This window comes from Xanthomonas sp. Leaf148, from assembly GCF_001423585.1.
GTDB lineage: Bacteria > Pseudomonadota > Gammaproteobacteria > Xanthomonadales > Xanthomonadaceae > Xanthomonas.
On the sequence record NZ_LMOP01000001.1, the window covers coordinates 856,277 to 878,153 of the forward strand.

Sequence of the window (21,877 nt, forward strand, 5' to 3'; positions counted from 1 at the left end):
ACAGGAAAGCCCCGTCAAACGGGGCTCCTTATTTACAACATTGCATTGAAGACCAGCACTTTATGGCATGGATGCGACTTGAGCTATGGCTTCAAGCACTCCTTCACTGCTTGATCCAAAGACGACACATGGATTGGAGTAGGCGAACCAGTCCTCATCTTCCAAACTGTGTAACCGCCCTGGATGGCCTTGCCGCCGATAGTGGTCTGCGTGCCCTCGGAAATAAATCGCGTCAGAAGCTTGGTTGTTCCCTCGTCCTCAATATTAAATAACTTGCGAGCCACGGCATCGGTAAGCAGATGTGAGCCCTTTGTGTCTAAACAGAAGACATATTTCCCTTTCCAAACCAAAAAGTCGGGCGAAAAGGAAGCACTGTCACCTTCAGAAAGCAGCGGAATTCGGAACCCGCCGCTGCTCGGATTCCGATGCCAAGGAAGCCCTAACTTGTCCAGCGCGATTGCGAACGGCGCTTCAAACTTATTGAGGCCGGCATAGCGGGGGTAGAGCCCATTGTCGAAAGCTTGCGCCTTTTTGGGCACCCGCATTGTTGAGAATGTGAATTCGCGTTCGGACTCGTAAACCAGTGAGGTAAGCTGGTAGTAGGATGACACGATGTCCCGCGCCAAGTTGTCCGCCGCAGCCGCCGCATTGCTTCCTGCTTCCACACGAACATCGAATTTAGAATTCTTTAGATCGACTACGGCAAGGGCAGCTCGGGAGCGACTCCGGATGGCATTGCTCACCAGCCAGCGCAGACGCACGCGGTTAGCGCGTCCGTTTACCATCCAGTCGTGGCCGCTTTCCTTGTCGAGGTCAGAAATCACCACCAATTCGGTCTTATTGTGGGCATCGCCGTGGGTATCGACCTCTCCTTCCTTGAAGGTCGGGAACTTGGCGACCAACTGAGCAATGGCCTCCACAGCGTCACCCGCGTCGGCGTGAACTTGATGAAGGACGACCGACACATTGTCCCTAGGACTGATGTCTTCGGAGCCGCCGTCACCACCACCGAATGTTTGAACAATCTCGATGGCAGCCCCAGATTCCTGAAGCTTGGCACGCACTGCCTCAATGGATTCCGTGAAAACGTTTTTCTTGTCGACGCGCAAGAAGAAGTGGGCACTATTCAGCAACGGAGAATCGTAGTGCTTGGCGTCGTATTGACGGAGCACCCGTCCGATGATCTGTTCCACCTTAATCTGGGATCCCATGGACTTATCGACATAGCCCAAGTAACAGGCCGGGTCATCCCATCCCTCCTGAAGCCCCTGATTGAAGATGATGTGCTGGAAGTCCCCAGCCTGGAATTCATCGAAATCGCTCTCCCCCCTAGAGAACAGATTCACTGCCTCCGGCTTGTTGCCGTCGGCAAACTTCAAGTCGGCATAGATAGCCACCCTGGCTGGGTCTACCTTCTTCTGCTCGACTAGGTAGCGCCAAATGCGGATTGGCGGCGCATTACGATGTTCAAAGGGCTTGGTGTGATCATCCTTGTCGCCGTCGTCAGTAATGTTGGTCTTACAGACATAGATGGCCTTAGGCGTAAATCCGAGTGAGCGCACCTGAATCTCCTGCTCAATCAGTTCAAGCCGATCGTAAAGGTCATCAAGGCAGCGCTCCATTGGCGCAGTGGTGCCGTCGAACTGAATCGAAGTCTTGATCAGCTCTGACTTGATGACAGCATTGCTATCCACCAAGGTAACGGCAAATGCGTTGGCGTCCGGAAATCCCGTATCGCCCACTGCGCCCAGCTCAACGAAACGCTTCACACTGGCATCATCCTCAGCTGCTTCGTCAACCCAGCTTTCCTGTGGAGCGATGACCGTCTTGGCGAATCCCGACGGAAGCCTGAGTGTGGCGCTGGCCAAAAGGTAGGCTTCTGGTTCCAGCTCGGCAAGAATCTGGGTCTGCTGGTCGGAAAGGTTATGCCCTTCGTCGTAAACGATGATAAGGGGACGCCGAACTCCACCTGCGTCACGGGCAATGAGTCGCTCCCACGCCGATTGATCGCCGAAGAGGTCCTCGTCTTTCTTGTAGATGTTCAGAGCACCGTCTGATTGCTCTTTGTTGTTAAACAGTCCAGTGGTTGCCAACACAATTAGGGGAGAGTTGCCATCGGCGATAAGGCTTGGCTCCAGCTGCGAGGCACGAATAACCCTGAACTCGTCGACCACTCCGGCATACTTCCCGCCCCCAGAAAAGTTTGTGTAGGTCTGTTGGACCACCGACTTGGCTTTGCTCATCCAAAAGACAATGGGTTCCATCGCCATGTGCATGCGCATCAGGGTGACGGCTTCTGCGAGCACCGGGGTCTTCCCAGCGCCCGTGATAGCCGACAACGCCTGATAAAAGGGCCGACGCAGCTTCCCTTTGTAGGTAGGCCGATAAGAGTGTCCAGCGAAAAAAGCGTAACGATCAGCAATTTGCTGCGCCGCGCGAACTTGGAACGGTTTTAGTTCAATCTGCATCCATGCCACCATCGTTGTTGTAAGCGTCCGCCCGGGCATTGAAACCAATGTGCTCCAGCACCTTGTCGGGAATTTGATAGAACTCAATGTCATTGCCGGTGTAAGGAGCCAGCGCGGCGTAGACGTGGTAACGACCAGCCAAATTGGCTGTCTTGGCTTCTTGGACGATCTCTTTGAAAACGGCGCGCGTCAGCGTCGAAGGCTGATCTGGTGCACTCCAAACGAGGAAGAAGCCCTCGTTTCGACTATTCACAGCAAACAAGTGCTTGTGGTCACCCGCTGGAAGCCGCCGAAGGTAAGACTTGGCCTTATCGTTGCGATCCCAGTAGCTAACTAAGAGCAGGTCCATCATCTCTTCGCGGGCCAATGCATTCACTGCGTTGGCATCGACTTTCTCGCGCTTCAGCGTGAAGTAGCGGAAGCCGCCACCAAGTGGCTCTCGATCTCCCGATTTCCACTTCCCAGTAATGGCGCGCTTGATGCGATCCGCTGTCAGCGTCTTGGCGTAGTGATCCCCTTTCTCATCATTACCTTGCTCGATGAGAATAAAACGTCGGTTGGATCCTGACTCTTTATTGAGTTCAAGGACCGCATGCCCAGTAGTGCCAGAACCAGCAAAGGGATCCATCACAATACCGTCCGGTTTGCACCAGATCTGCATGATCTTCTTCATCAAACGTAGAGGCTTGACGGTCCGGAAGTTGTGTCCCTTCCCAACTACAGCGGTAAGTTCGTTGACACCAGCCTGGCTGTGCCCCGACTCCGTGTGATCCCACGAAACGCCATCTAGCACCATAGGTGAGTCGTAGTCATCGTCAGACCAGTAGGTGGTAGGAACAATGCCTCGCTTCACATCCTTGAGATATTTCTTCATCCCAAATGTGCCCTGGCCTCCATCGCGCCAATGCGCTTTTGGCCAGGGTCCCGATTCGCGGATTTTTGTTGACTCCTTAAGCGCCTTTATCAGCACTGGGTGATCCGATTTGAAGTCTTTTGTTCCGGGAATGGGCGCACCTTTTATAAGGAACGCCTGCGGATGCCCGTCACCCAAGTCTACTGCGGCATAACTGCTCCCCCACTGCTCCAGGTGCTTTTTAAGCTTGGCACGCTCGGTAGCCCAATGGCGTCCAGGCGAGGGATAGTGCAACTGCCCAGTGAAAGGAGACTGGATGGCGTAGACCATCGTAGGGTGCGTGGTATCGCCTGGCGCAGTCAGGTCTCCTGGCTTCCAAGGGTCCGAATCGCCGTCCCAGGTGCCGTATCGCGAGTTCATTGTCTCGGTTCGAGGTAGCGGCATTGTCCGCACCCGCTCAATATCCTTGGCATAGACCAAAACGTATTCAGTAGCTGTAGAAATATGCTTTTGGTCATTCCTTGGCGCGTAACTCTTCTGCCAATTGATGATGCCAATGCGATTCTCTTCGTGGAAAATCTCATCCATCAACATCCCCAAGCGGTAAAGCTCTCGGTGATCAATACAAATGGCGATCACCCCGCCAGGCTTGAGCATTTCTCGCATCATCCAAAGCCGAGGCGTCATGAAACGCAGCCATTTGCTGTGACGTGAACCGTCGTCCTTGGCAACCAGATCACCTATGTCGGGGTCGTTAGGGTCTTTATCCCATTTGTCGTTGTAGCGGAAGTCCTCGCCCGTGTTATAGGGAGGATCAGTCAGCACTAGATCCACTTGGCCGCGATGCTTGTAGAGCGTAACCATCGTCGACAAGTTCTCGCCGTCCCACAATTCGTTGACGCACTCTTCTTCAGCGCTGCCAACCGAAGCACGCTTGTTGAACTCAAACATCCGAGGTTTCACCTGGCGCGCGATTTGCCAAGGAGCGGTCCGACCGGTGTAGTTCAGAACAATGCCGTCCTTCCCTGAGTCAAAACGCTCGGCGTCGTGATCCTGCAGGAGCTTGATGAGCGCAGCTCTGGACAGCTCTTCGTATTTCATGCGATTGCCTTGTTCGTAAGTCGCGGACCAGCCGCCAAAATGACCGTTTGGGGCGTAGGGAGAGTGCGCCCTGAAACAGCCTAGGGACGCTAGCATTGAGGGTAGCCGGATCTCGTCTCACAGACTGCGCCGTCGCACGACCCTTGTGTCTACGTGTCTACTGGTCGCAACCGTCCCCGCCACATTTTCGCCGCGACCAATACAATCAGCAAATTACGGAATTCTGGGCGCTCCGGGCAGCCGCAAGCCGTTGAGCTGCAAGGAGTCTTGGTCCGCGTTTCTCAGGCAACCCGGGACTGGTGCGCAAGATGCATTCGGTTGGGTAGGGCTTTTGACCCGCCCTACAAATGGTTTCGGGCAGCGCATCTCCGCGGCCTCAGTGGAACCAGGGTCCGCGAAGAACGAGGATTCGCTTCGGCGGGTCTGGCTCGAGGGTTGGACTGCCATCGATAGATCGCGTGGACGCGCCGCATGCCTTCAGTCCGAACCCTCAATCGTCCCGCCGAGGCCGCACTCAACGGTTTCAGATGCTCAGCTCGGATGGCTGGTCCCCGAGCGCATGACGCTTCTCGTTCGGGCGACGCTACCACTTGGGCCTGAGTCAGCTCTGCGGTCCGCTACTCGAAAGCAGTGAGACGACGGCCCGTTTCTCGCACTACCACTACCGCTTGCAGCCACCCCGGCGTGCTCAACATGGTGAAGACTGCGACCTGCTAACCACGCAGTGAAGACACCGGCAGCTGGCCGGTCAGCACCTCGCGCAAGCCGAAGATCACCGCCCCAGCTTGAAGACTTCGTTTGTCTCGCCCAAGCCGCCCGCCTGCGTCTACGCAAAAACGAGAAGCCAAGCCGCATTCGCGACACCTCCATCGTCAAATTGCATATCAGCTATCAGATTTCGACTCGTATTCAAATTTGTGAAATGGCGCCCGAAGCGAGCTCTTGCGGAAGTAGCGATTCTTGGTTGGATGAGGACTTCCCCCACACGCAGGAGTTTTCATGACCACACATCCCCAACAACTCGAAATCGCCGGCCATCTGCTCGCCGGGCTGATGAGCCAGACCCTTTCGGACGAGCCGCTGGTGCGCCAGCGAAATGTCTGCAATGCCTGGGCCTCTGCTGGCGAACTGATCGTCTACAGCCAGAAGAACGTCCCGGGCGGAAGCAACGCCGCTCCATCGTTGGAACATGCCCCTCCCCGGCCTTATCCGGCTGTGCGCACACGCGAGGCTGTCATTGTTCGAGAGCTCCCATCGATAGACGAATGGCGCGCGGGCCGGAAGAACAAAGCCGCACAGCTGGATCCAGTGCGCAATAAGAAACGCCCCACCCTTCATTGAGTCGGACGAGAGCACGTAAACATTGAGCCCCGCACTGCGGGGCTCTTTGGTTTCAGTGGAAGCGCGACGGCTGGGGAACGTAGGCCGGCGCAGGAGGGGCAACGATGACAGGGCTTGGACGCGGCTCATCGGGTTCATTCGCCATGTCGAGTGCCAAGGGATAGCGCTGGAGCATGTCTCGGCTCCACACCTCCAGATGCGCCGCACTGGCCAAAGCCTCTTTTTCGCAGAGGGCTTGCTCCTGCTGGGTCACTCTGGTCCTTGCATCTGCAAGCTCTGCGGTCCGGCTTTCCAGGGTGCTGAGTCGGCGACCACGCCGCTGTTTCCATTCTCCCTGCATCCACGACGGACCGGGCTCGGGGTTGTTTGCAACGAAGTCGTTCCATGAGTTCTCGGCCATGTGGTGCAGCTTCTCCGCTCGGCGCACCGCCAATAGACGCCGGGCGAACTTCATGGCGGCGGCCTTGAAGCGCCGCAGCCGACGCAGCAGCTCGTTGAGGTCCGGACGCAGCCGGGCCTCGTCGGCGAAGGCAGTCACACGTTCCCTGATCCACTGCATCAAGGCCAGGGTTGCGTGGAGTGTTTTCGCCAAGCGCGGATCCGCTTGAACAGCCACTCCCCATTCGACGCTGGCCTCCTCCGCAAGCTCGGCGACCGAACGTGGCTCGCGGGGCGGCTTGGCCTCCTCTGCCTCCATCAGTCCCAGCCCACGGACAATGGTCGCCATGCTGGGGGACACCTCGATGTGTCCTGCCCCGCGCCTGAGCGGCAGGGACAGCACATCAGAAGGTTGGCGAGCCTCGCGCTCGGCTTGGGCCTGGCTGTGACCGTCGGGCACCGGCATGGCGCGCCCCTCCTGCTCGAACACGGCGATGAGTTTTCGGAAGGTCTCCTCGTTGGTCTCTTCGATGAGCTGGTTGGCCTCGAACCGCTCCGATGGCTGGCCCCGTCGAGCCAGCGCGGTCCCGTTCTTGCCGACGTGCTTGGTCGGCTCGCGAGATAGGACGGCGGCCGCAGCCAGGTCGCCCCGCGCCAGGGCATCGTCGGCTTGGGCGGCCAGGCTTCGGTGGTCCACCCGAATCTCCAGGGCCGCCTTCTCAAGGTGGGCGTTGATGGTGGAGGCGATGAGTTCGCGCACCCATTGCACCTCGACACGTCCCGACGGTCCGCCGTCCAGTTCCTTGGTTTTGTCCGTGAGACCGTCTGGCCCCATGCGCCGCGTCGTCGCCAGCACATGGACGTGCCAGTTCAAGCCGTCCTTGCTGCCCGGGCTGTGGATACTGGCCTGCGCCGCGAACCCGTAGCGCGCGACGAGCGCACGGGTGACTTCCACGGCCAGGTCGGACCGCTGGAGGTCATCGAGTTCGTGGGGCAACGCAAACTCGAACTCGCGCGCGACGGTCGCATCTTTCCGGCGCTCGGCGGCTTCTGCCGCCGGCCAGAGCTCGGCGGGGACCAGGGCCCAGTCAGGAGCGTCCTCGGGAGCGATGCAGCGCGTTTCGACCACGCCGTCTCGACGGCGATAGTCGTGTCGCATGCCAGTCGATGCGTCTTCGAGGAGCAGACCGGCCCGGTAGGCGGCAGCTGCTATGGAGGAATGTCTTTTAGCACGGCTGAAGGTTTTGACGTTGGCGTGGTAGATGGCCATGAAGCGTGAGTCCCGAGTGGGTTGAGTTCGCTTCGTTTATGGCGTGAATTAGGATTTGCGCAAGGGCTGAAAGCACTTGGGGTTCAAGGGGCGAAGACCCTTGCGCACGTGTCACGCAGTGACACCTAGGTGCGCTCTTGCTTGTTCTTGAAGGCTCTTGTTTTTTAGATCTTTCGGGTCTCGCGGTGGACGAAATTCGAGACCGCCTCAACGCTTGACGCGAGCAGTTTTCCTGCTTGACTCATTTCCAAGCGACAGGAGAAACGCATGACCGCAACGAATCACTACCGAGACCAAATTCAGCGGGCCACCGAGCGCTTAGCACAGCTGCAAGCGAAAGAGCTTTTAGCCAACCAGCGCCGCGAAGCAAAGGCGCAGGAAACAGCGAGGCGCGAAGAGATGAGACGACGGCAGCGAGTGGCTGACCTAGTCTTCCAGACGGGTGCCCATGCACTAGACGAGGCAGAACTGGAAACGTTGCTGCTCAATCACATGAGGGACCGGGCAGGCTTGCTTCACTAACCTTGCCCTATCAAGTCAGCTTTTTTGCAAGCCACCCAATGCTCGCCCATGGTCATCCGAGGCCCTTGCTCCTGCTGGACGCTCCCCGGCTGCATCGGTTCCATGACTTGCCAACGGATCTGGCCCTGCTTGATAGCCCGGAAGAGTTCTACGAGCCAAGGACGGTGATGGCATGAAGTCCCGACTCTATCGCAGCCCTGATGATCCTGTAGCTGTCCCGGTCGAAGCCCAACGGCTCGCCTTTCAGCTTCCTGGCCGCTGTCAGTGTCGTGACGGTGCCCAGGTAGTGCCAGGCATCCAGCACGTGGAGCTGGCGCAAGTTCTCGCCCTTCTCTTCCAACGCAATCCGGCCATGAAGGGGCCAGGTTGAAAGCTCTAGACGAATGAGTGCAGCACGTAAGCGCTCTTCGTGCTCGTCCGGGGGCTCACCTCCCGACCAAGCGCCGGCGCAGCGCTTGAGCATGGCCCGAAAGCACGGGCGACCCGAGGGTAGCCGCTCAAGCCCCACCAGGGCGTAGCAGAGCCGGTGGTCATCGGCGATGCGCCATAAACTTTTTTGAGCGGCCTGGCGATGAGCGACCCGGACATGCTGATCGTGGTGATGGCGGAGAGCGGCGGGTATCCAGACATTGCTCGTGCGACCACCGATGGCACGCGGTTCCTCAACCTGGTGCGGCGCGAGGACTTGGGGAAGGTCTTCCGCAGCCTGGCCTTGCACAACGGTAGCAGTGCTGAAAAGGCGGTGCTGAAGATGCGCAGCGAAGCGCTGATCGACGCGGACAAGGACGCCGATGCGGCGACTGGACGGAACTTCCACTAGCCGCCATCCTTGCTCGGACACTCTCAACCGGAAGTCCACTCGCTGACAGGAAAGCGAGCTCCATCGATGGTCTAACCCAATAGAGCCAGTAAGGAATCGCATGGACGACGAAAAGCAGCGGATCGCACAGTGGCGCGCGAAGAGGCGTCAGGAACGCTTCGAACAGGAACGCGGCCGAAGCCGCACGCGGCAGTTCGCAGGCCACTTCTTCCTCGCGGACGATGATGAGGAAAGCATCGATCCCGCCGACGCCGCCGCGGATGCTGAAGAGCAAGCATTGGCGCAGCGGGCATCGGCGCCTGCTGAACCGTCTCCACGCCTGTCCAGCAGCGAGCTGCGCCTTGCTTTGTGGTCCTGGGACATGGATTCGCTCCGCCAGTTGTGGAGCGAACGGGCGCAAAAGCTGTCCTATGTTGAAGACGCTGCACGGTTGCTTGCTCACATCCGCCACCGCTCGGGGATTGATGCGTCCCTTCGATCTCCGGCGCAGATGACGGGCAACGACGCCATCCAAGCCTTGAAGGGCTCACTGGAAGAATCGGGCCGGCTCCATCTATCCTCGACTCCCCCATCTATTCCGCCCGACCCATCGTTGGAGGGAAAACGGGTTGAGCAAGTGCTGCGTGTGATCCGGGAAGGACAAGCCGATTTCCGAAAGCGCCTGGTGGAGCACTACGGGGCCGTCTGCATGGTCACCGGGACGTCGCACGCAAGCGTGATCGATGCCGCGCACATCAAGCCTTACAACGGGATCTCTACCAACGCCCTAAGCAACGGCTTGCTGCTTCGGAAGGACATCCACGCCCTGTTTGATGCAGGATTGCTCGACATCTCACCAGACCTGCTGGTGTCTGTCTCCGATTCGGTCACCGATACTTGCTATCGCACACTTCATGGACAGCGGTTGACGCTGCGAGCCCCATCTAAGATTTCACATTCGGCTCTGCTTGCCAGGATGCGAGGCGAGGCCATGAACGAAATAGGCGGCGCCTTTGCTGGTGACAAGGATCACGATGGACACCCACGCTGACCCTTTGGAGCACGTCCGCATGGAGCACGGCGAGGTCGCGGTCTACCAAGGGCTGCGCCTTTACTCCTTTGCCACCTTCCGAGACGAAGTGGTGTTCGCGGCTATCGACTCCCTGGATAGAAAAATCGACGAACTAAGAAGCAGCCAGGAAGAAGTGGAAAGAACCCTGGCAGCTGATAGTTACGCGAAACTCCAACAATCCACTGTTGAAGCGTTCTTGCTAGCCACGCAGTCCATGCACGAACGGGCACTGCGAGGGTTGATGACCGCCATGGCGCGAAAGAAAGCATGGTCCAACGCCCAGCAAGGCCAGATCCAACGCTGCTCTTTGACTGGCAAGGAGAGCCTTCAAAGCCTCTTCCTTGAACTATTCGATGCGCCGATGGAACTGTTCGGGTTGCACGATGACCTGCTGTTTCTCAACTTGCTAGGCAATGCTCTTCGACACGGCGACGGGAACGCCGCTATGACTATTCATAAGCTCGCCCCGTCTCTCTGGATCAACTGGCTTCCCCCAGGCACGGTCATTGCCAATCTCTTTACCGTCCCACTTGACGCACCGCGCCACCCTGCCTTCGATTCCATCACCCTTCCCCGAACTGTCCTCGAGCAAATGTTCATGGCAGTGACGGCCTTTTGGGAGGACATAGAGTTCGTGCGGTGCAACTCCTTTTCCCGGAAGTCGGAGAGCACCGAAAAACACATTGATCAGCTTCGAAGCCGGCGCGCTATGAGATCCAACGAGCGCGTATGGGAAATAGGCTGACCTCAATCAGGGGCGACCACGCTTGCCCTCACTTTTCAGCGTCCACTGGCACCCGGTGGAAGTTCACATTGAGTCGCTTGATGAGTACCTTGGTCGCCTTTTTCGGAGCCCGCGAGCACACCAGGACGGCCTCGCCATTGGGCACCTGGCGCATGGCCAACTGTTCGGCACGCAGGATGGCGCGGTATTTCACGCACTGATAGACCCCGCGCATGAGCTCGTCCTCCGAGCACTTGCTGGCCTTCACCTCCACCGCCAGGCGCTGCTTGCCGTTCTCGAACAGCACGTCCAACCGATCCCCGCTGCTCAACACGGCCTCGTTTCGGCCCGGCTCAAAGGCGCCGAAGTCGGCCAGTTCCTCGGGGTGTTGACGCATCCAGCGCTTGAGGGCTTGGTGTTCGGCGCTCTCGGGTGCTCCGCCGGCTTGAACCTTGGGCAACGGGAGCACGTCGCCCTTGTCGGCCTCCAGTTCTCCGGACGCGGGTTCCAAACGGGCCACTCCAAGCGCCGCGGCGATCTGGTCCCACTTGTCGAAGTGGTAGACCGCGTTCATGGCAGCGTCGAGGTAGGCCTCGCGATTGGCGGCCATGCCGGCGCCGTTATCCTCAAACCAGTAGCTCGCGATCTCTCCGGCACCAGTGCTCGCGTAGCCAGTGCTCTTGCTCACCACGATGGTGTTGATTGGCGGGATGCGTTCACCTCGCCACTCTGGAAGCTGCCCGAGTTGTTGAATAGCCAGTCCAACAGCCCCGATAGCTGGCCCGTAGATCGTCTTGCGGGCCTTGGGCTCGTGCCCGAACTCGCGTTCCAGTTGCTTGGCCAGTTCCCCGTAAAAGATGGGCCGCCCCTCCTTCGCCCGGCGAATCAGGATTGGGAGGATGTCGGCGACGACCTGGATGCGCCAGGGGGTGTTGGCGAGGGGAAGCTGGGTCCAGTCGAATGCCATGAGTCCTTCCTTGGATACTCGCAAAGTCTCTTACTTCAAGATCGGCCGAGGAATGACTGAGAGCGACTTACACTGAGGACAAATCAATCCCAGATTGATGCGCCGGCTGAACTGGTGCTTGCATTTCTTGCATGCGAAGAAGTATGGCGGACCAGGAATTAGGCCGGTGCTCACTTGCCGGCCTTGCGCCTAAAACGTGCGTGATTAGGCCCAACGTCGATCTCGTCATAGTCCTTCGAGAGCGCAACGAGCAGGCCTATGCCAATGCTTGCAGCAAGGATGATTGCGGCCACTTCCATCCCAGTAACTGCCGCCAACCCACCCAGACCAACCGCGCCACTTAACCCGCCGGTAAAAGGAGCCAAGCCAACCGCCGCAACAACAGCAGCTAGACCAATCTTTCCAATCTTGGTGATCTTCTTCGTCTTCTTGAGATCCTCAGCGAGCTTTCCCACCACCAAGATTTCACTGGCCTTAGCGTTCTTGGCTGCTTCCAACTCATCCCGCGTTGAAACGGTCACACTTCCCATGTCATCCCCTGATTGATGGCCATCTACGACCACCGTGGTCGTAATTTAGTTGTTGGCCACGGTCCTTGCCAGCAGTAGAACCTGGTGCGAACCATGGCTGCACCAGTAGACGGTAACGGCCTCCTATCTCCCAGCTTGAGACCGTAACTTCCCGCATTGAATGCTGCCAACTTCGTCCACACCCGGCAGGGGCGAGGGCAACACCGCTCGGCACACCCCAGCCACATCAACGGCCATCCCCGGCTCGGGGTGTTCGAAGTAAAGCGCGCCGTCGTAGCCCACCATCGCTTGCTCGCTGTTCGTAGAGGCCATGATGCCCGGCTCGATGGCTGAACCCGTCAGGGTGAACGCTCGCGCGTCTTGGGTCGGCACCGGGAAGGCCACGTGCACACCGCCTTGGCGCGCGGCCACGGACTTCTTCTCCGTCTCGTCAATCTCAACGCCAACGGGCAGATCCTTGTCCTTGAGGTTCACGGTCCTGGGCATGAGCGCTGGCAGTTTCAGCAACCGCGACCAGGGCCAGAGCCAGAGCCAGAGCGAGGGAAGCAAAAAGGGTTTTGGTGCGCATGGGGTGAAAACCTCCGTTTGTTAGGTAATGGACTTGAAAAAGGGCCTATGTTTTCGGCCTTCGATCCAGTTCCAGCAAACGAAACCATTTGCATAAGGGGTCACATTTCAATAAAGCAAGCCCCGGGTTTCCCAGGGGTTTGGTCGTCGGCACTTGAATGGGGGTTGTTACTCCCCCGCCCCCCTTCCCGGCTCACGTGACCGAAGGTTTCGTGAGGGGTTCCGTTCTTATTCGTGCTATCCGTTGCTTGGGTGCTGGTGGTCTGGACGACATGGATAGATTGAACACTGCCGATCCGCTCCGCTATCGGACTCAAGCACGACAGAGGCTCGGATTTTTCCTAACTTGCGGTCGGATTCGGCTTGCGCTACAAAGCACTTGCCTGCTCGGCTAAAGCCCAGGTGTTGTGCCCGCATAGCCACTAGGCTCCGGGTGCCCGAAGTTCTCTTCTAGAGGCACGGGAATCGTCCTTTGATTCCGGAGCCCTCTATGAGCAACAAACGCCTCAAATTTCTTCGCATCCGTGCCTTTCACGCCCAGTCGGGCTGCTGTTTCTATTGCGGCCTCTCAATGTGGCTCGCCTCGCCTCACGAGCTGGGCTTGCGCCCCCGTTCGGCACGTCCTTATCAATGCACGGCTGAGCACTTGGTGGCACAACAGGACGGAGGGAAGGGCGTGGCGGGCAATGTCGTGGCCGCTTGCCACCTTTGCAACCAGCGCCGCCACAAGCGCCCCTCCCCAGCTCCCTCACCGGAGGTGTATCGCGTCCACGTCCAGAAACGGATGGCCAAGGGAAAGTGGCACTTGCCCCGCCCCCGATTGGCCGTCTCCGGCCATGCCCAAGCGATTACCATGGAACCGTCGGTGAGGTGACGTATCCCCGCCGGCATTTCCAGGGGACATGTGGGACAAGGAATGGCAAAGGAATGGATCCCGTCGTGGGTGGGCCAGCACGTAACGGGAGCATCGGAGTGGCGCTTGCGCTTGGAGGGCCTGGAGCTCTCCTTGGCTTTGGAGGGCCGCACCCACCGGGTCAACGTCGAGGACGAGGCCTCTTACCGCGTCAACGCCGGCACCTTCTGGAGCGACATCACGTTCTACCCGGGGCAGAACCGGGAAGTGAAGGCCGATGGGTTGCCCAACGCCCAAGGCGCTGCCTTGGTTCAGGCGTTGAGCGTTGCGTTGACGGAGAAGCGCCTGCGCGAGGACGTGGCCTTCCTCAAGGGCGAGCAACGCACGATCGACACGTGGCTGGACCATAAGGCAGAACAAGAACGGGCTTGTCTGGAACAACGTCGCTGGTTCACCCACGAGCAGCAAGCTGACGTCCTGGCGGCCCGCGCTAAAGTTGAGCCTGCCGCCCTTCGGGCCCATTTGAAGAAGCCAGGCGTGGCGGCCCGGCTGGGACCGGCGGCCCAGGCAATCGAGCGCTCGTTGGCTGCGTGGGAAGACGACCACCGCCCAGCCTGGACCGCGTTCAACGCCTCCCATGTGGAACGCGAGTTGGTAGCCAGCAAGGACTTGCTGGACCGGGTGGAGAGCAAACCGCTCACCCCGGAACAGGCACGGGCCGTGGTGTGCTTCGACAACCGCGTGCAGGTGGTGGCTTCGGCCGGCTCGGGAAAGACCTCCACGATGGTGGCCAAGGCGGCCTACGCCATCCACCGCGGATTCGTAGACCCCAAGCGAATCGTGCTGCTAGCGTTCAACAAGCAGGCCGCCGAAGAGCTCAAGGAACGCGCGGCCTTGGCGTTTGACCGCTTGGGCATGGCGGAGGTGACCGTGGAGGCTTCCACCTTCCACGCAATGGGCTTGCGCCTTATCGGCAAGGCCACAGGTGAAAAGCCCGACATTCCCGATTGGGCGACGGACGCGGCCGGTGGGGTGCGTAAGCTCACCGAGATCGTGGACCAGCTGAAAGACCGTTCGTCCGCGTTTCGCCGCCAGTGGGACCTGTTCCGCTTCGTCTTTGGCAAAGACCTCCCGGCGTTTGGTGCACCGGAGGCGGCGGAGGTGTGGGACGCCCAGGGCAAGGGCTCGCTGGTGACCAACCGCGGCGAGCAGGTAAAGAGCATGGAAGAGGTGATGATCGCCAACCTGCTCTTCTTGAACGGGGTCGATTACCGCTACGAGGCCCCCTACCCCCATCGCACCGCTGACGAAACGCACCGGCAATACAAGCCCGATTTCTACTATCCCGATCTGGACCTGTTCCACGAACACTTCGCGCTCGACGCCGACGGCGTGCCGCCAACGCACTTCGAAGGTTACTTGGAAGGGGTGATTTGGAAGCGACAGCTCCACGCGGACAAGGGCACCGCGCTGTTTGAGACCACCAGCCACGGGTTGCGCCACGGCAACGATCTGGACCACTTGGAGCGCGAACTGACCTCCCGTGGGTTAGTGCTCGATCCCAACCCGGACCGGGGTATCCCCCAGGAGGGCCAGAAGCCCATGGAATCGAGCGAGCTCATTGGGCTGGTTCGCACGTTCATGAGCCACGCCAAGAGCAACGGCTTGAGCGCTTTGGATCTGCAAGGGCGCTTGGACGCCATGCCCGCCGATACTTTCAAGCTGCGCCATCAGATGTTCTTGGACATCGCGGTTCCGGTGATGGCGGCGTGGGACCAAGCCTTGGCGGCCGAGGATGGGATCGACTTTGAGGACATGGTCAACCTCGCCGCCGGCCACCTGGAAAGCGGCCGCGTGGAATCGCCCTACGACCTGGTGATGGCCGACGAGTTCCAGGATGCGTCGCGCGCCCGGGCCCGATTGTGCCGCGCATTGGTTCAAGGCAAGGGCCGCTTCTTCTTCGCAGTGGGCGACGACTGGCAGTCGATCAACCGCTTTGCCGGCGCAGACGTGTCTGTGATGACCGGCTTTCGCCAGTGGTTTGGCCACGGCCAAGTGCTCAAGCTGGAGCAAACGTTCCGTTGCCCGCAGGCGCTGTGCGACGTCTCTAGCGCGTTTGTCTCCAAAAACCCTGGGCAGATCGCCAAGCGCGTGCATTCCGCCACCCCCGCCCAAGGCCCAGTGCTTCAGGCATTCCAGGTGGACAGCAAAGACCGGTTAGCCGATGCAATCGACCGCTTTGTAGTGACACTGGCCGAGGGGGTCCGCGATGGCACGACCCCTCCGGGGCCCAGTGGCAAGGTGTCGGTTTACGTGTTGGGCCGCTACAACACCGACCGGCAGTATGTGCCCATAAGGCAGAACCGGTTTAACCGCTGGGTGGACGTCTCCTTCCTAACCATCCACCGCTCCAAGGGCAGCGAAGCGGACTACGTCATCCTTCCGGAAATGATCAGCGCCCCACGTCGGCGAAGCTTCCCCAACACCCGGGCCGATGATCCGGTGTTGGCTTTGGCGATGCCCGAGGGAGACACGTTCCCGCTGGGCGAAGAGCGCCGACTGTTCTACGTGGCCCTGACCCGCGCCCGGCGTTCCGTGGCCATGTTCACTATTCGGGGCCAATGCTCGACCTTCCTTCGTGAACTGGAAAATGACCGAGCGGTGGTCATTACAGACACCGACGGCCAGGCTATCAAGCAAGCGTCCTGCCCAGCTTGCAAGCAAGGCGTTCTGGTGCTGCGCACGGGTCCGTATGGAGAGTTCCGCTCGTGCTCCAACTTCCCTGCGTGCAACTACAAACCGAAAGCGCGCGGCGAGGAAGTGCCTTCTGTCGCTAAACAACACACCACCACGTCCATGCAGGCGCGGCCCCGTAGCGGCTCACGTCCAACAGCGTCAGCCGCACCCAATCTGGCAAACCCGCCACGCCTTTCTTCAACCCAGCACAACCCCAAAAGTCCCCGAGGTCGTCCTTGAACAAAATGAACAATGCAATGGAAGGGCCCTCGCAAAAAATTGACAGAGGGCACGCGCTGCAGTCGGCGACGATGGACCTATCACGGGAGCTCATGGTCGAGGAGACCGTCTTAGACGCGGCGCTCAAGTCCGCTCAGCAATCCGTGGAATTAGAGAAAAGTCTTGCGGCCAAGGGACCGAAGTATCGAGCACAGTATGAAAAATCGTATGCCCAGCTCCAGGCCATCCTTTCCGACCCATCAACATCGGACGGGACACCAATGGAGCGTCACCCGCTGCCGAACTTCGAGAGCATAGGCAGTCACGCTGATCCTGATATTCGACTGGCTATCGCGGCTAAGGTGAACGAACTGCGGAAAGAGCGCGACGCCTTTTTGTCGAAGGCCCATGCTCAGCTGGCAAGCGACCCACTGCTTCTGGCCTCCTTTGAAGACGCCCTTCGTAGACTGAATGGAGAGCACTACTGGGCGAGACTGGATCCCAACAGCACCTTGAAACGAAAGGCGTAGTCGATGCCCAACCATGCGCGAAGCGCGATGGAGATGAAGTAAAAGACTGGTGAAGCGACCAAGCCCCTCCACTGACTATTCAAGAGGGTGGACGCTGGCCTACCGCAACGCACCCGCAAAGTGCTGGTCGAACAGGCCACGCACGGGCGCCAGGAGTTGCTACCGATCGGCGACCGAAGAGGGCAAGCAGTTCCGTTGGCTATGGATGAAACGGGCATCACCGCGCGACCGATGGTGTGCGTAGGTTGATCGCTCTGTATTGCCTTTGGTCGCCGTAACGCGGCCCGTTCTTCTCAAGCGTGGCGCAAAGCCTTCCTTCCCCACAGGGAGCCACGTCCGCACGCGACACGCGATCCAGGTAATCGATGGACGCTCGAAGCTGTGCGAGTTCGGTTCGCTTTTCGTTGATGATGCCCACCGAGTAGGCCACCGCCCCTAGGCCCAACACGCCGGCCACGAGCATCGTGGCGGATGCAATGCCCATGCGTCGCGTGATCCGTGTCTCCAAGGACTGCTGGGCCTGCGCATAACGTCGAGTGGCTTGCTGCAACGTCTCGTCCGCATGGGCCATTTCTTTGTTGAACCGCTTGGCGGCCGGTTCCAGCGTCTGCGTCAACGCCTGATTGGTCAGCTGCGTCAGCCTCGGCAGTGCACTCTCGAGCACCCGATTGACCTTGGCATCGGCGCTGCTGGCCGCGTGCTGGAGCACCTGGAGTTGCTCGGCGACCACCTCGCGCAGCCGTTGTTCGCGCTGCTGCATGGATGCCACCAGCGTCGTCAGCACTTTGACCGCTTCTTGCAACGAGGTGTTCGATGCATTCAACGTGTCCATCATTTCCGCCATTGCGGCGGAGTCTTGCCTGTCCATGAGGTCTCCTGAGCTCGGCTGGTCACGGAAGCGATTTTGACTAACCGCCGCCCCCTCCACCACCACCGCCTCCTCCCCCACCGCCACCGCCGCCGTCTCCGCCTCCACCGCCGTCCCCTTGCGGACCGCTCTGCATCGGCCCCTTGGCAAACTCGGGCAAGGTCATCACCATCACCGGCCCGCGGCTGGTGTTGATCTCTGCTGAGACATCCATCCCCAGCGCCTGACGTGTGGCGGCGAGCTCTTGCGCTTCCTGCATCGCCTGCGCCTCCAGGAAATCGTTGCCTTTCTTCAACAACGCCTGCGTCGCTGCGCTGTTGGCCACTCGATTCAGGGCCTGCTCGATCGCCAGTTCGTTCTTGCTCTCGAGTGCGTAGAGCACCTCGTCCACGTCGGGGTCGCCCGTGATGGATTTCCGCTCAGGCTGCGAAGAGTCGTGTGGCGCATCCCTTCCCCCTGACCCGATGGAGCGCTGGGCTGGAGGTGGGAAGGCATCGGTTTGCTCGACCGCTTCACTGGGAGAGTGTCGTGCTTGCTCGTGCTGCGGGAACCCATCAAGGCTTGCGCCTTGCGCGCTTCGTGTGTCGTCGCGAACGAAGGGATAGGGTTCTCCACGGTCGCGATACTCCTTCCACTCCTGGTGAAAGCGTTCGTCTTCCCGATCGGCCGCCTCAATCTCTTGTTGCAGCTGGCGCAGCGAGCGCATGGTCTCTTCCAGGAACAGGGCGCCACCCGGGTCTGCGGCGCTGCGGTCCTGCGCCGGGGGCGATGGGGTGCGCAGGTCTTCGGCTTCCGCCGATCCGACGGGCAATCGATTCTCTGCACTGGCTTCCAAGGATTGCTCACGCGCTTGCGCGAGGTGTTCTGGGGGCAGCACCGGCGCGCCATGATCAGCGAGCAAGGCGTTTGAAGGACGGCGCTGTTCTGCCTCGGCTTCTCGCTCAGGCGTGGTAGACGCTGTGGAAAGCGATGCAATCAACGGTTCTGCTGTCGCAGGCGCCGTTGGGGCTATGACGCGAACCGACGCTGCCTCCTGCTCTCGCGTCGCGTTTTGCTGGCGGACCGACGCTTGCTCCATCTCTCCTTGCGGCGTTTGCCCGTAGTGATGCAGCGCTGACGTCCCCGCATCGGCCTGCGCGCTCTGAGAAGATTGACTGTCAGGCTCCGGGCCTTCGGAGGAAGACACTTGGACGCGCGCGGCGGCGCGGCTCTCCATTGCCTGCATTTCCAGCGCGCGCTCTGCCTCTTGTGCTTGATGCGGCTGCGCGTCACCTGGACCGGGCGTCTGCTTCAGTGGGTCAGGTGTGTCGTGCGCCAGGTTTTCGCCTGTCTGTTGGTTCTGTGTCTCTGGCCGCTGGCGCGCGTCTTCCTGTTGCGACTGAGGACTCGTTACTTGGTGAGCCAGCGCGGCATCTTGAGCATTCAGCTGAGTGTCTGGTTGCTGCGAGGCTTGCTGAAATTCGTCCTGCCCCTGCGCTTGCTGAGCCTGACGTTCCTGGAACTCAATTCGCGTTGCTTCTTGAACCTGGCGGTATTGCTGCTGCTCGCGCTCTTGGTTGTCCTGAGCCTGGCGCTCTTGCGCCTGACGTTGCTGGACGTCCCTTTCCTCATGTTCCTGCAGTTCGCGCTGTTGGCTGGTCTGCGCTTGGCGCTCCTGCACCTGGCGCTCTTCTTGTTCGCGTTGCTGCTCCGCTTGGCGTTGACCTTCCAGCACCGCGTGCGCCTGGACCGCTTGTTCGCTTTGTGACCTGTCTTCGTGTTCAGGCTGTGCCTGCTGGAGGTGCTCGCGCACCTGCGCTGTGTGTTGCTCTTGCGCGAGGCGATCTTGCTGTTCGCGTTCTTGTCGCGCCTGCGCCGCGACAGAGGCTTGCATGCGTGTCTGGATATCCAGCACTTGCTGCGGATTGGACGACTCGGAGGTCGAGGTGTCCGCGTCTGCCGTTCCCTCAAGCACGCGCCCAAGGGTCGGCGATTCTCGCCGATTGCCTTGCGTCTCACTCAGCGCCTGCCGAATGTCATCGCTACTCGTAATGGCCACCACGCGGGTGACACCATCGCTGCCGCGCTGGAGGTGTGCGATGGGGCTGTCATAGCCGTATTGCCCGGACTCGTTGCGCTGTAACTGCTGCATCGTCGGCCCGGTGATGCCGTTGGCTTCCATGGTTCGCTGCGAAGCCAGCGCCACGGCCTGCTGGGTCTGCGGGTTGACGTTCAAATCAACGCCGGCAGCCCGGTAGCGGTGCAGCAGCTCGTTCTGCTCCATCTGCGCAGCCGTAGGCGCGGGAAGCGCCTCAATCGCCGCCAGGGTTTCCTGAGCGCGCTCCAGCGAGGCCTGGCGCATCTGGTTGGTGAGCTCCAGCTCCGCCGCCAGGTTGCCGGTCGCCAACCCTTCCTTTCCAAGCCACTGCCCAGCCTCGTTGCGCTGGTAGGTCTGACCATCGTGGCCTTGAACCTGATCCGGCTTGGCCCGGGCAGCTTGCACCACCGCCGGCACCTCCACTCCATAGTCGCGGGCGCGCTGCGCGGCGTGGTTTTCCAGGTAGGCGGCGGCAATGGCTTCGCGCCCCGTGGCGATGTTGCTCTCTATGCGTGCCAACGCCTCCTGATTGAGTTGCTGCACGCGTTCCGGGGGCGCGAGTTGGAGGGAATAGCTGCCAATCTCATCGGTGCCGGACGCGGCGGTCCTGACTTGGCGCTCCCAAGTCTGACGCTCGGGATTGCGCTCCCAATTCTGGTTGTCCAATCCCACTTGGTCGCTTGCCCGTGCGGGGAGGTTGAACGGGTTCTGGGGCGGCGGTGCTTTGCCCAACGCCAGCTCCACCGCCTTCGCGTTGGCCAGGGCACCCAGCTCCTGCGATTTCTCATAGCTTGCAACCACGGGCTGCTCGCCCGACGTGCGGCGGCCATCCTGGGCGAGGTCAATGGCGGCTTCGCGCTGGAAGTTGCGACCGTTGAAATTCCACTCCACGTCCGCTTTGTCGGTCTGGTGGTAGATGGCGCGGTTGTCCAGCAAATCGGCGCCTTTGTCGAACGCCTTGCTCATCAACAGCGCGTCGCCGACCACCAAGGCCGCAGGCACGAAGCCGCTGCCGCCCAGCGCTGCTGCGGTGGACGCGCCACCGGCCCAACCGCCGACGTTGCGGGCCAAGGCATGGGTGACCTCGGATTGCGCGGCGGTGGCGTTGCCTTGCTCCAACAACGCCGACGCCGTGCGTGCGGTCATGACCGCATCTGCGCCAGTGGTCAGAAGCCCACCCGCACGGGTCAGCCCCCGAGCAGATGCCTCTCCCATCAACAACTCCATGGCGGCTTCGCCACGTTGGCCACGAGGCACGCGCAGGTTATGTGCGGCTTCCTCACCGAGAACCTGCTCGACCTTGAGGATGCCCTGCTCAGACAAGACCACGCGCCCATCGTGGTGAGCATTTGCGATGGCGAGCGACAATCCGCTGCGCTGAAGCTCGATGTCCCCGCCTCGAATGATGGCGGTGTTACTGACCTGGATCTGGCTGAGCGTTGTGACAATGCGAGACTCAGAGTTCGTCACACCTGCCCAACCACGATCAACTCCGGTGAGCCCCTTAAGAGCATCAAGCTGTTGAGCATGGGCTTGATAATAGTTCGGGCTGTTTTGCATAAAACCCTGAACTTTCATGCTTGCTTGAGCTGGAGTAAGACCAAGTGGAGTGTTGGTGTTCAAATCGTTGTTGATCAGGCCAACCGCGAGGGTGTCGCGCAACTGCTCCACGCGCTGGACCACGCGATTCAATGCCTCCGGGTCGCCTCCCAAAGCCGCTCGACCATCTCGAGTTGCCTGGATTTCTTCCAAGCGCTTAATGACGCCATACTGATAGGTGCCAAGCGGGCCGCCGCTGTGCGGCGAAATGACAAGAGAGTGAGCGAACTTGGGATCGGACGGCAGGAAAATGCGGTTTTCCTGCGCATGAATATCGAACCGACCGATGTCTTGCAGCTTCGCAAGCAACTTACTGCCTTTAAGCGTTTGCTGCTCAATCTCGTGATGATCTTGAAAAAGCGTCCGATATTTCGACATGACCTAAGCTATTCCTTGCTCGTAT

At 60.0% G+C, this 21,877-nt stretch carries 17 protein-coding genes; 8 read left to right on the forward strand and 9 right to left on the reverse strand.

Annotation, left to right across the window (positions count from 1 at the left end; all coding sequences use genetic code 11):
- Window positions 1–83: 83 nt before the first annotated feature.
- Together ASF90_RS03490 and ASF90_RS03495 are read right to left on the reverse strand one after the other, a co-directional pair.
- On the reverse strand, window positions 84–2,468 hold the full coding sequence (locus tag ASF90_RS03490; RefSeq protein WP_168371656.1) for a DEAD/DEAH box helicase family protein: 2,385 nt from the start codon (window positions 2,466–2,468) through the stop codon (window positions 84–86).
- Window positions 2,458–4,422, reverse strand: a complete 1,965-nt coding sequence (locus ASF90_RS03495) for a site-specific DNA-methyltransferase (RefSeq protein ID WP_055845878.1) — start codon at window positions 4,420–4,422, stop codon at window positions 2,458–2,460. Before ASF90_RS03495 ends, ASF90_RS03490 begins: the two co-directional genes overlap by 11 nt.
- A 999-nt stretch (window positions 4,423–5,421) precedes the next feature.
- On the opposite strand from ASF90_RS03495, the gene ASF90_RS21300 reads away from it, so the two are divergent.
- Window positions 5,422–5,763, forward strand: a complete 342-nt coding sequence (locus ASF90_RS21300) for a hypothetical protein (protein ID WP_082473388.1) — start codon at window positions 5,422–5,424, stop codon at window positions 5,761–5,763.
- A 52-nt stretch (window positions 5,764–5,815) separates the two neighbouring features.
- Here the strand turns inward: ASF90_RS21300 and ASF90_RS03505 are convergent, their stop codons facing one another.
- Complete coding sequence (locus ASF90_RS03505; protein WP_055845885.1) at window positions 5,816–7,411, reverse strand: MobA/MobL family protein; 1,596 nt, start codon at window positions 7,409–7,411, stop codon at window positions 5,816–5,818.
- Between the two features lie 267 nt (window positions 7,412–7,678).
- Here ASF90_RS03505 and ASF90_RS03510 point away from each other — a divergent pair, with 267 nt between their 5' ends.
- Window positions 7,679–7,933 (forward strand): hypothetical protein, encoded by a 255-nt coding sequence (locus ASF90_RS03510; protein WP_011346616.1) that lies wholly within the window; start codon window positions 7,679–7,681, stop codon window positions 7,931–7,933.
- A gap of 148 nt (window positions 7,934–8,081) precedes the next feature.
- Here the strand turns inward: ASF90_RS03510 and ASF90_RS23980 are convergent, their stop codons facing one another.
- Window positions 8,082–8,273: a hypothetical protein gene (locus tag ASF90_RS23980; protein ID WP_201782815.1), complete on the reverse strand. Its 192-nt coding sequence runs from the start codon at window positions 8,271–8,273 to the stop codon at window positions 8,082–8,084.
- A 231-nt stretch (window positions 8,274–8,504) separates the two neighbouring features.
- Between ASF90_RS23980 and ASF90_RS23775 the strand changes: the two genes are divergently transcribed.
- The 3 genes from ASF90_RS23775 to ASF90_RS03525 all read left to right on the forward strand — a co-directional run bounded on the left by ASF90_RS23775 (window position 8,505) and on the right by ASF90_RS03525 (window position 10,549).
- Window positions 8,505–8,753, forward strand: a complete 249-nt coding sequence (locus tag ASF90_RS23775; RefSeq protein WP_168371655.1) for a hypothetical protein — start codon at window positions 8,505–8,507, stop codon at window positions 8,751–8,753.
- A gap of 100 nt (window positions 8,754–8,853) precedes the next feature.
- Window positions 8,854–9,783 carry an HNH endonuclease gene (locus tag ASF90_RS03520; protein ID WP_055845887.1) on the forward strand — a complete coding sequence of 310 codons (930 nt, stop codon included), beginning with the start codon at window positions 8,854–8,856 and terminating at the stop codon, window positions 9,781–9,783.
- Window positions 9,767–10,549 carry a hypothetical protein gene (locus ASF90_RS03525; RefSeq protein WP_031422145.1) on the forward strand — a complete coding sequence of 261 codons (783 nt, stop codon included), beginning with the start codon at window positions 9,767–9,769 and terminating at the stop codon, window positions 10,547–10,549. The genes ASF90_RS03520 and ASF90_RS03525 overlap by 17 nt, the downstream gene beginning before the upstream one ends.
- A gap of 28 nt (window positions 10,550–10,577) precedes the next feature.
- Here the strand turns inward: ASF90_RS03525 and ASF90_RS03530 are convergent, their stop codons facing one another.
- From ASF90_RS03530 to ASF90_RS03540, 3 genes are all read right to left on the reverse strand, one after another.
- On the reverse strand, window positions 10,578–11,495 hold the full coding sequence (locus ASF90_RS03530) for a hypothetical protein (protein WP_055845890.1): 918 nt from the start codon (window positions 11,493–11,495) through the stop codon (window positions 10,578–10,580).
- Between the two features lie 170 nt (window positions 11,496–11,665).
- A complete protein-coding gene (locus tag ASF90_RS03535) occupies window positions 11,666–12,025 on the reverse strand; it encodes a hypothetical protein (protein ID WP_055845893.1) in 360 nt (119 codons plus the stop codon).
- A gap of 123 nt (window positions 12,026–12,148) precedes the next feature.
- Window positions 12,149–12,499 carry a hypothetical protein gene (locus tag ASF90_RS03540; protein WP_156364944.1) on the reverse strand — a complete coding sequence of 117 codons (351 nt, stop codon included), beginning with the start codon at window positions 12,497–12,499 and terminating at the stop codon, window positions 12,149–12,151.
- Between the two features lie 664 nt (window positions 12,500–13,163).
- Here ASF90_RS03540 and ASF90_RS24470 point away from each other — a divergent pair.
- The 3 genes from ASF90_RS24470 to ASF90_RS03550 are packed head-to-tail and all read left to right on the forward strand — an operon-like array spanning window position 13,164 to window position 16,930.
- On the forward strand, window positions 13,164–13,466 hold the full coding sequence (locus ASF90_RS24470) for an HNH endonuclease (RefSeq protein ID WP_330218868.1): 303 nt from the start codon (window positions 13,164–13,166) through the stop codon (window positions 13,464–13,466).
- A gap of 42 nt (window positions 13,467–13,508) precedes the next feature.
- Window positions 13,509–16,421, forward strand: a complete 2,913-nt coding sequence (locus tag ASF90_RS03545) for a UvrD-helicase domain-containing protein (protein ID WP_055845898.1) — start codon at window positions 13,509–13,511, stop codon at window positions 16,419–16,421.
- A gap of 5 nt (window positions 16,422–16,426) precedes the next feature.
- Window positions 16,427–16,930: a hypothetical protein gene (locus ASF90_RS03550; RefSeq protein ID WP_236699197.1), complete on the forward strand. Its 504-nt coding sequence runs from the start codon at window positions 16,427–16,429 to the stop codon at window positions 16,928–16,930.
- 217 nt (window positions 16,931–17,147) lie between these two features.
- Here the strand turns inward: ASF90_RS03550 and ASF90_RS03555 are convergent, their stop codons facing one another.
- The gene (locus ASF90_RS03555) at window positions 17,148–17,798 is read right to left on the reverse strand and encodes a hypothetical protein (RefSeq protein ID WP_055846328.1); all 651 of its coding nucleotides are present in this window, start codon (window positions 17,796–17,798) and stop codon (window positions 17,148–17,150) included.
- Between the two features lie 40 nt (window positions 17,799–17,838).
- Window positions 17,839–21,852 carry a hypothetical protein gene (locus tag ASF90_RS23985; protein ID WP_055845903.1) on the reverse strand — a complete coding sequence of 1,338 codons (4,014 nt, stop codon included), beginning with the start codon at window positions 21,850–21,852 and terminating at the stop codon, window positions 17,839–17,841.
- Window positions 21,853–21,877: the final 25 nt, after the last annotated feature.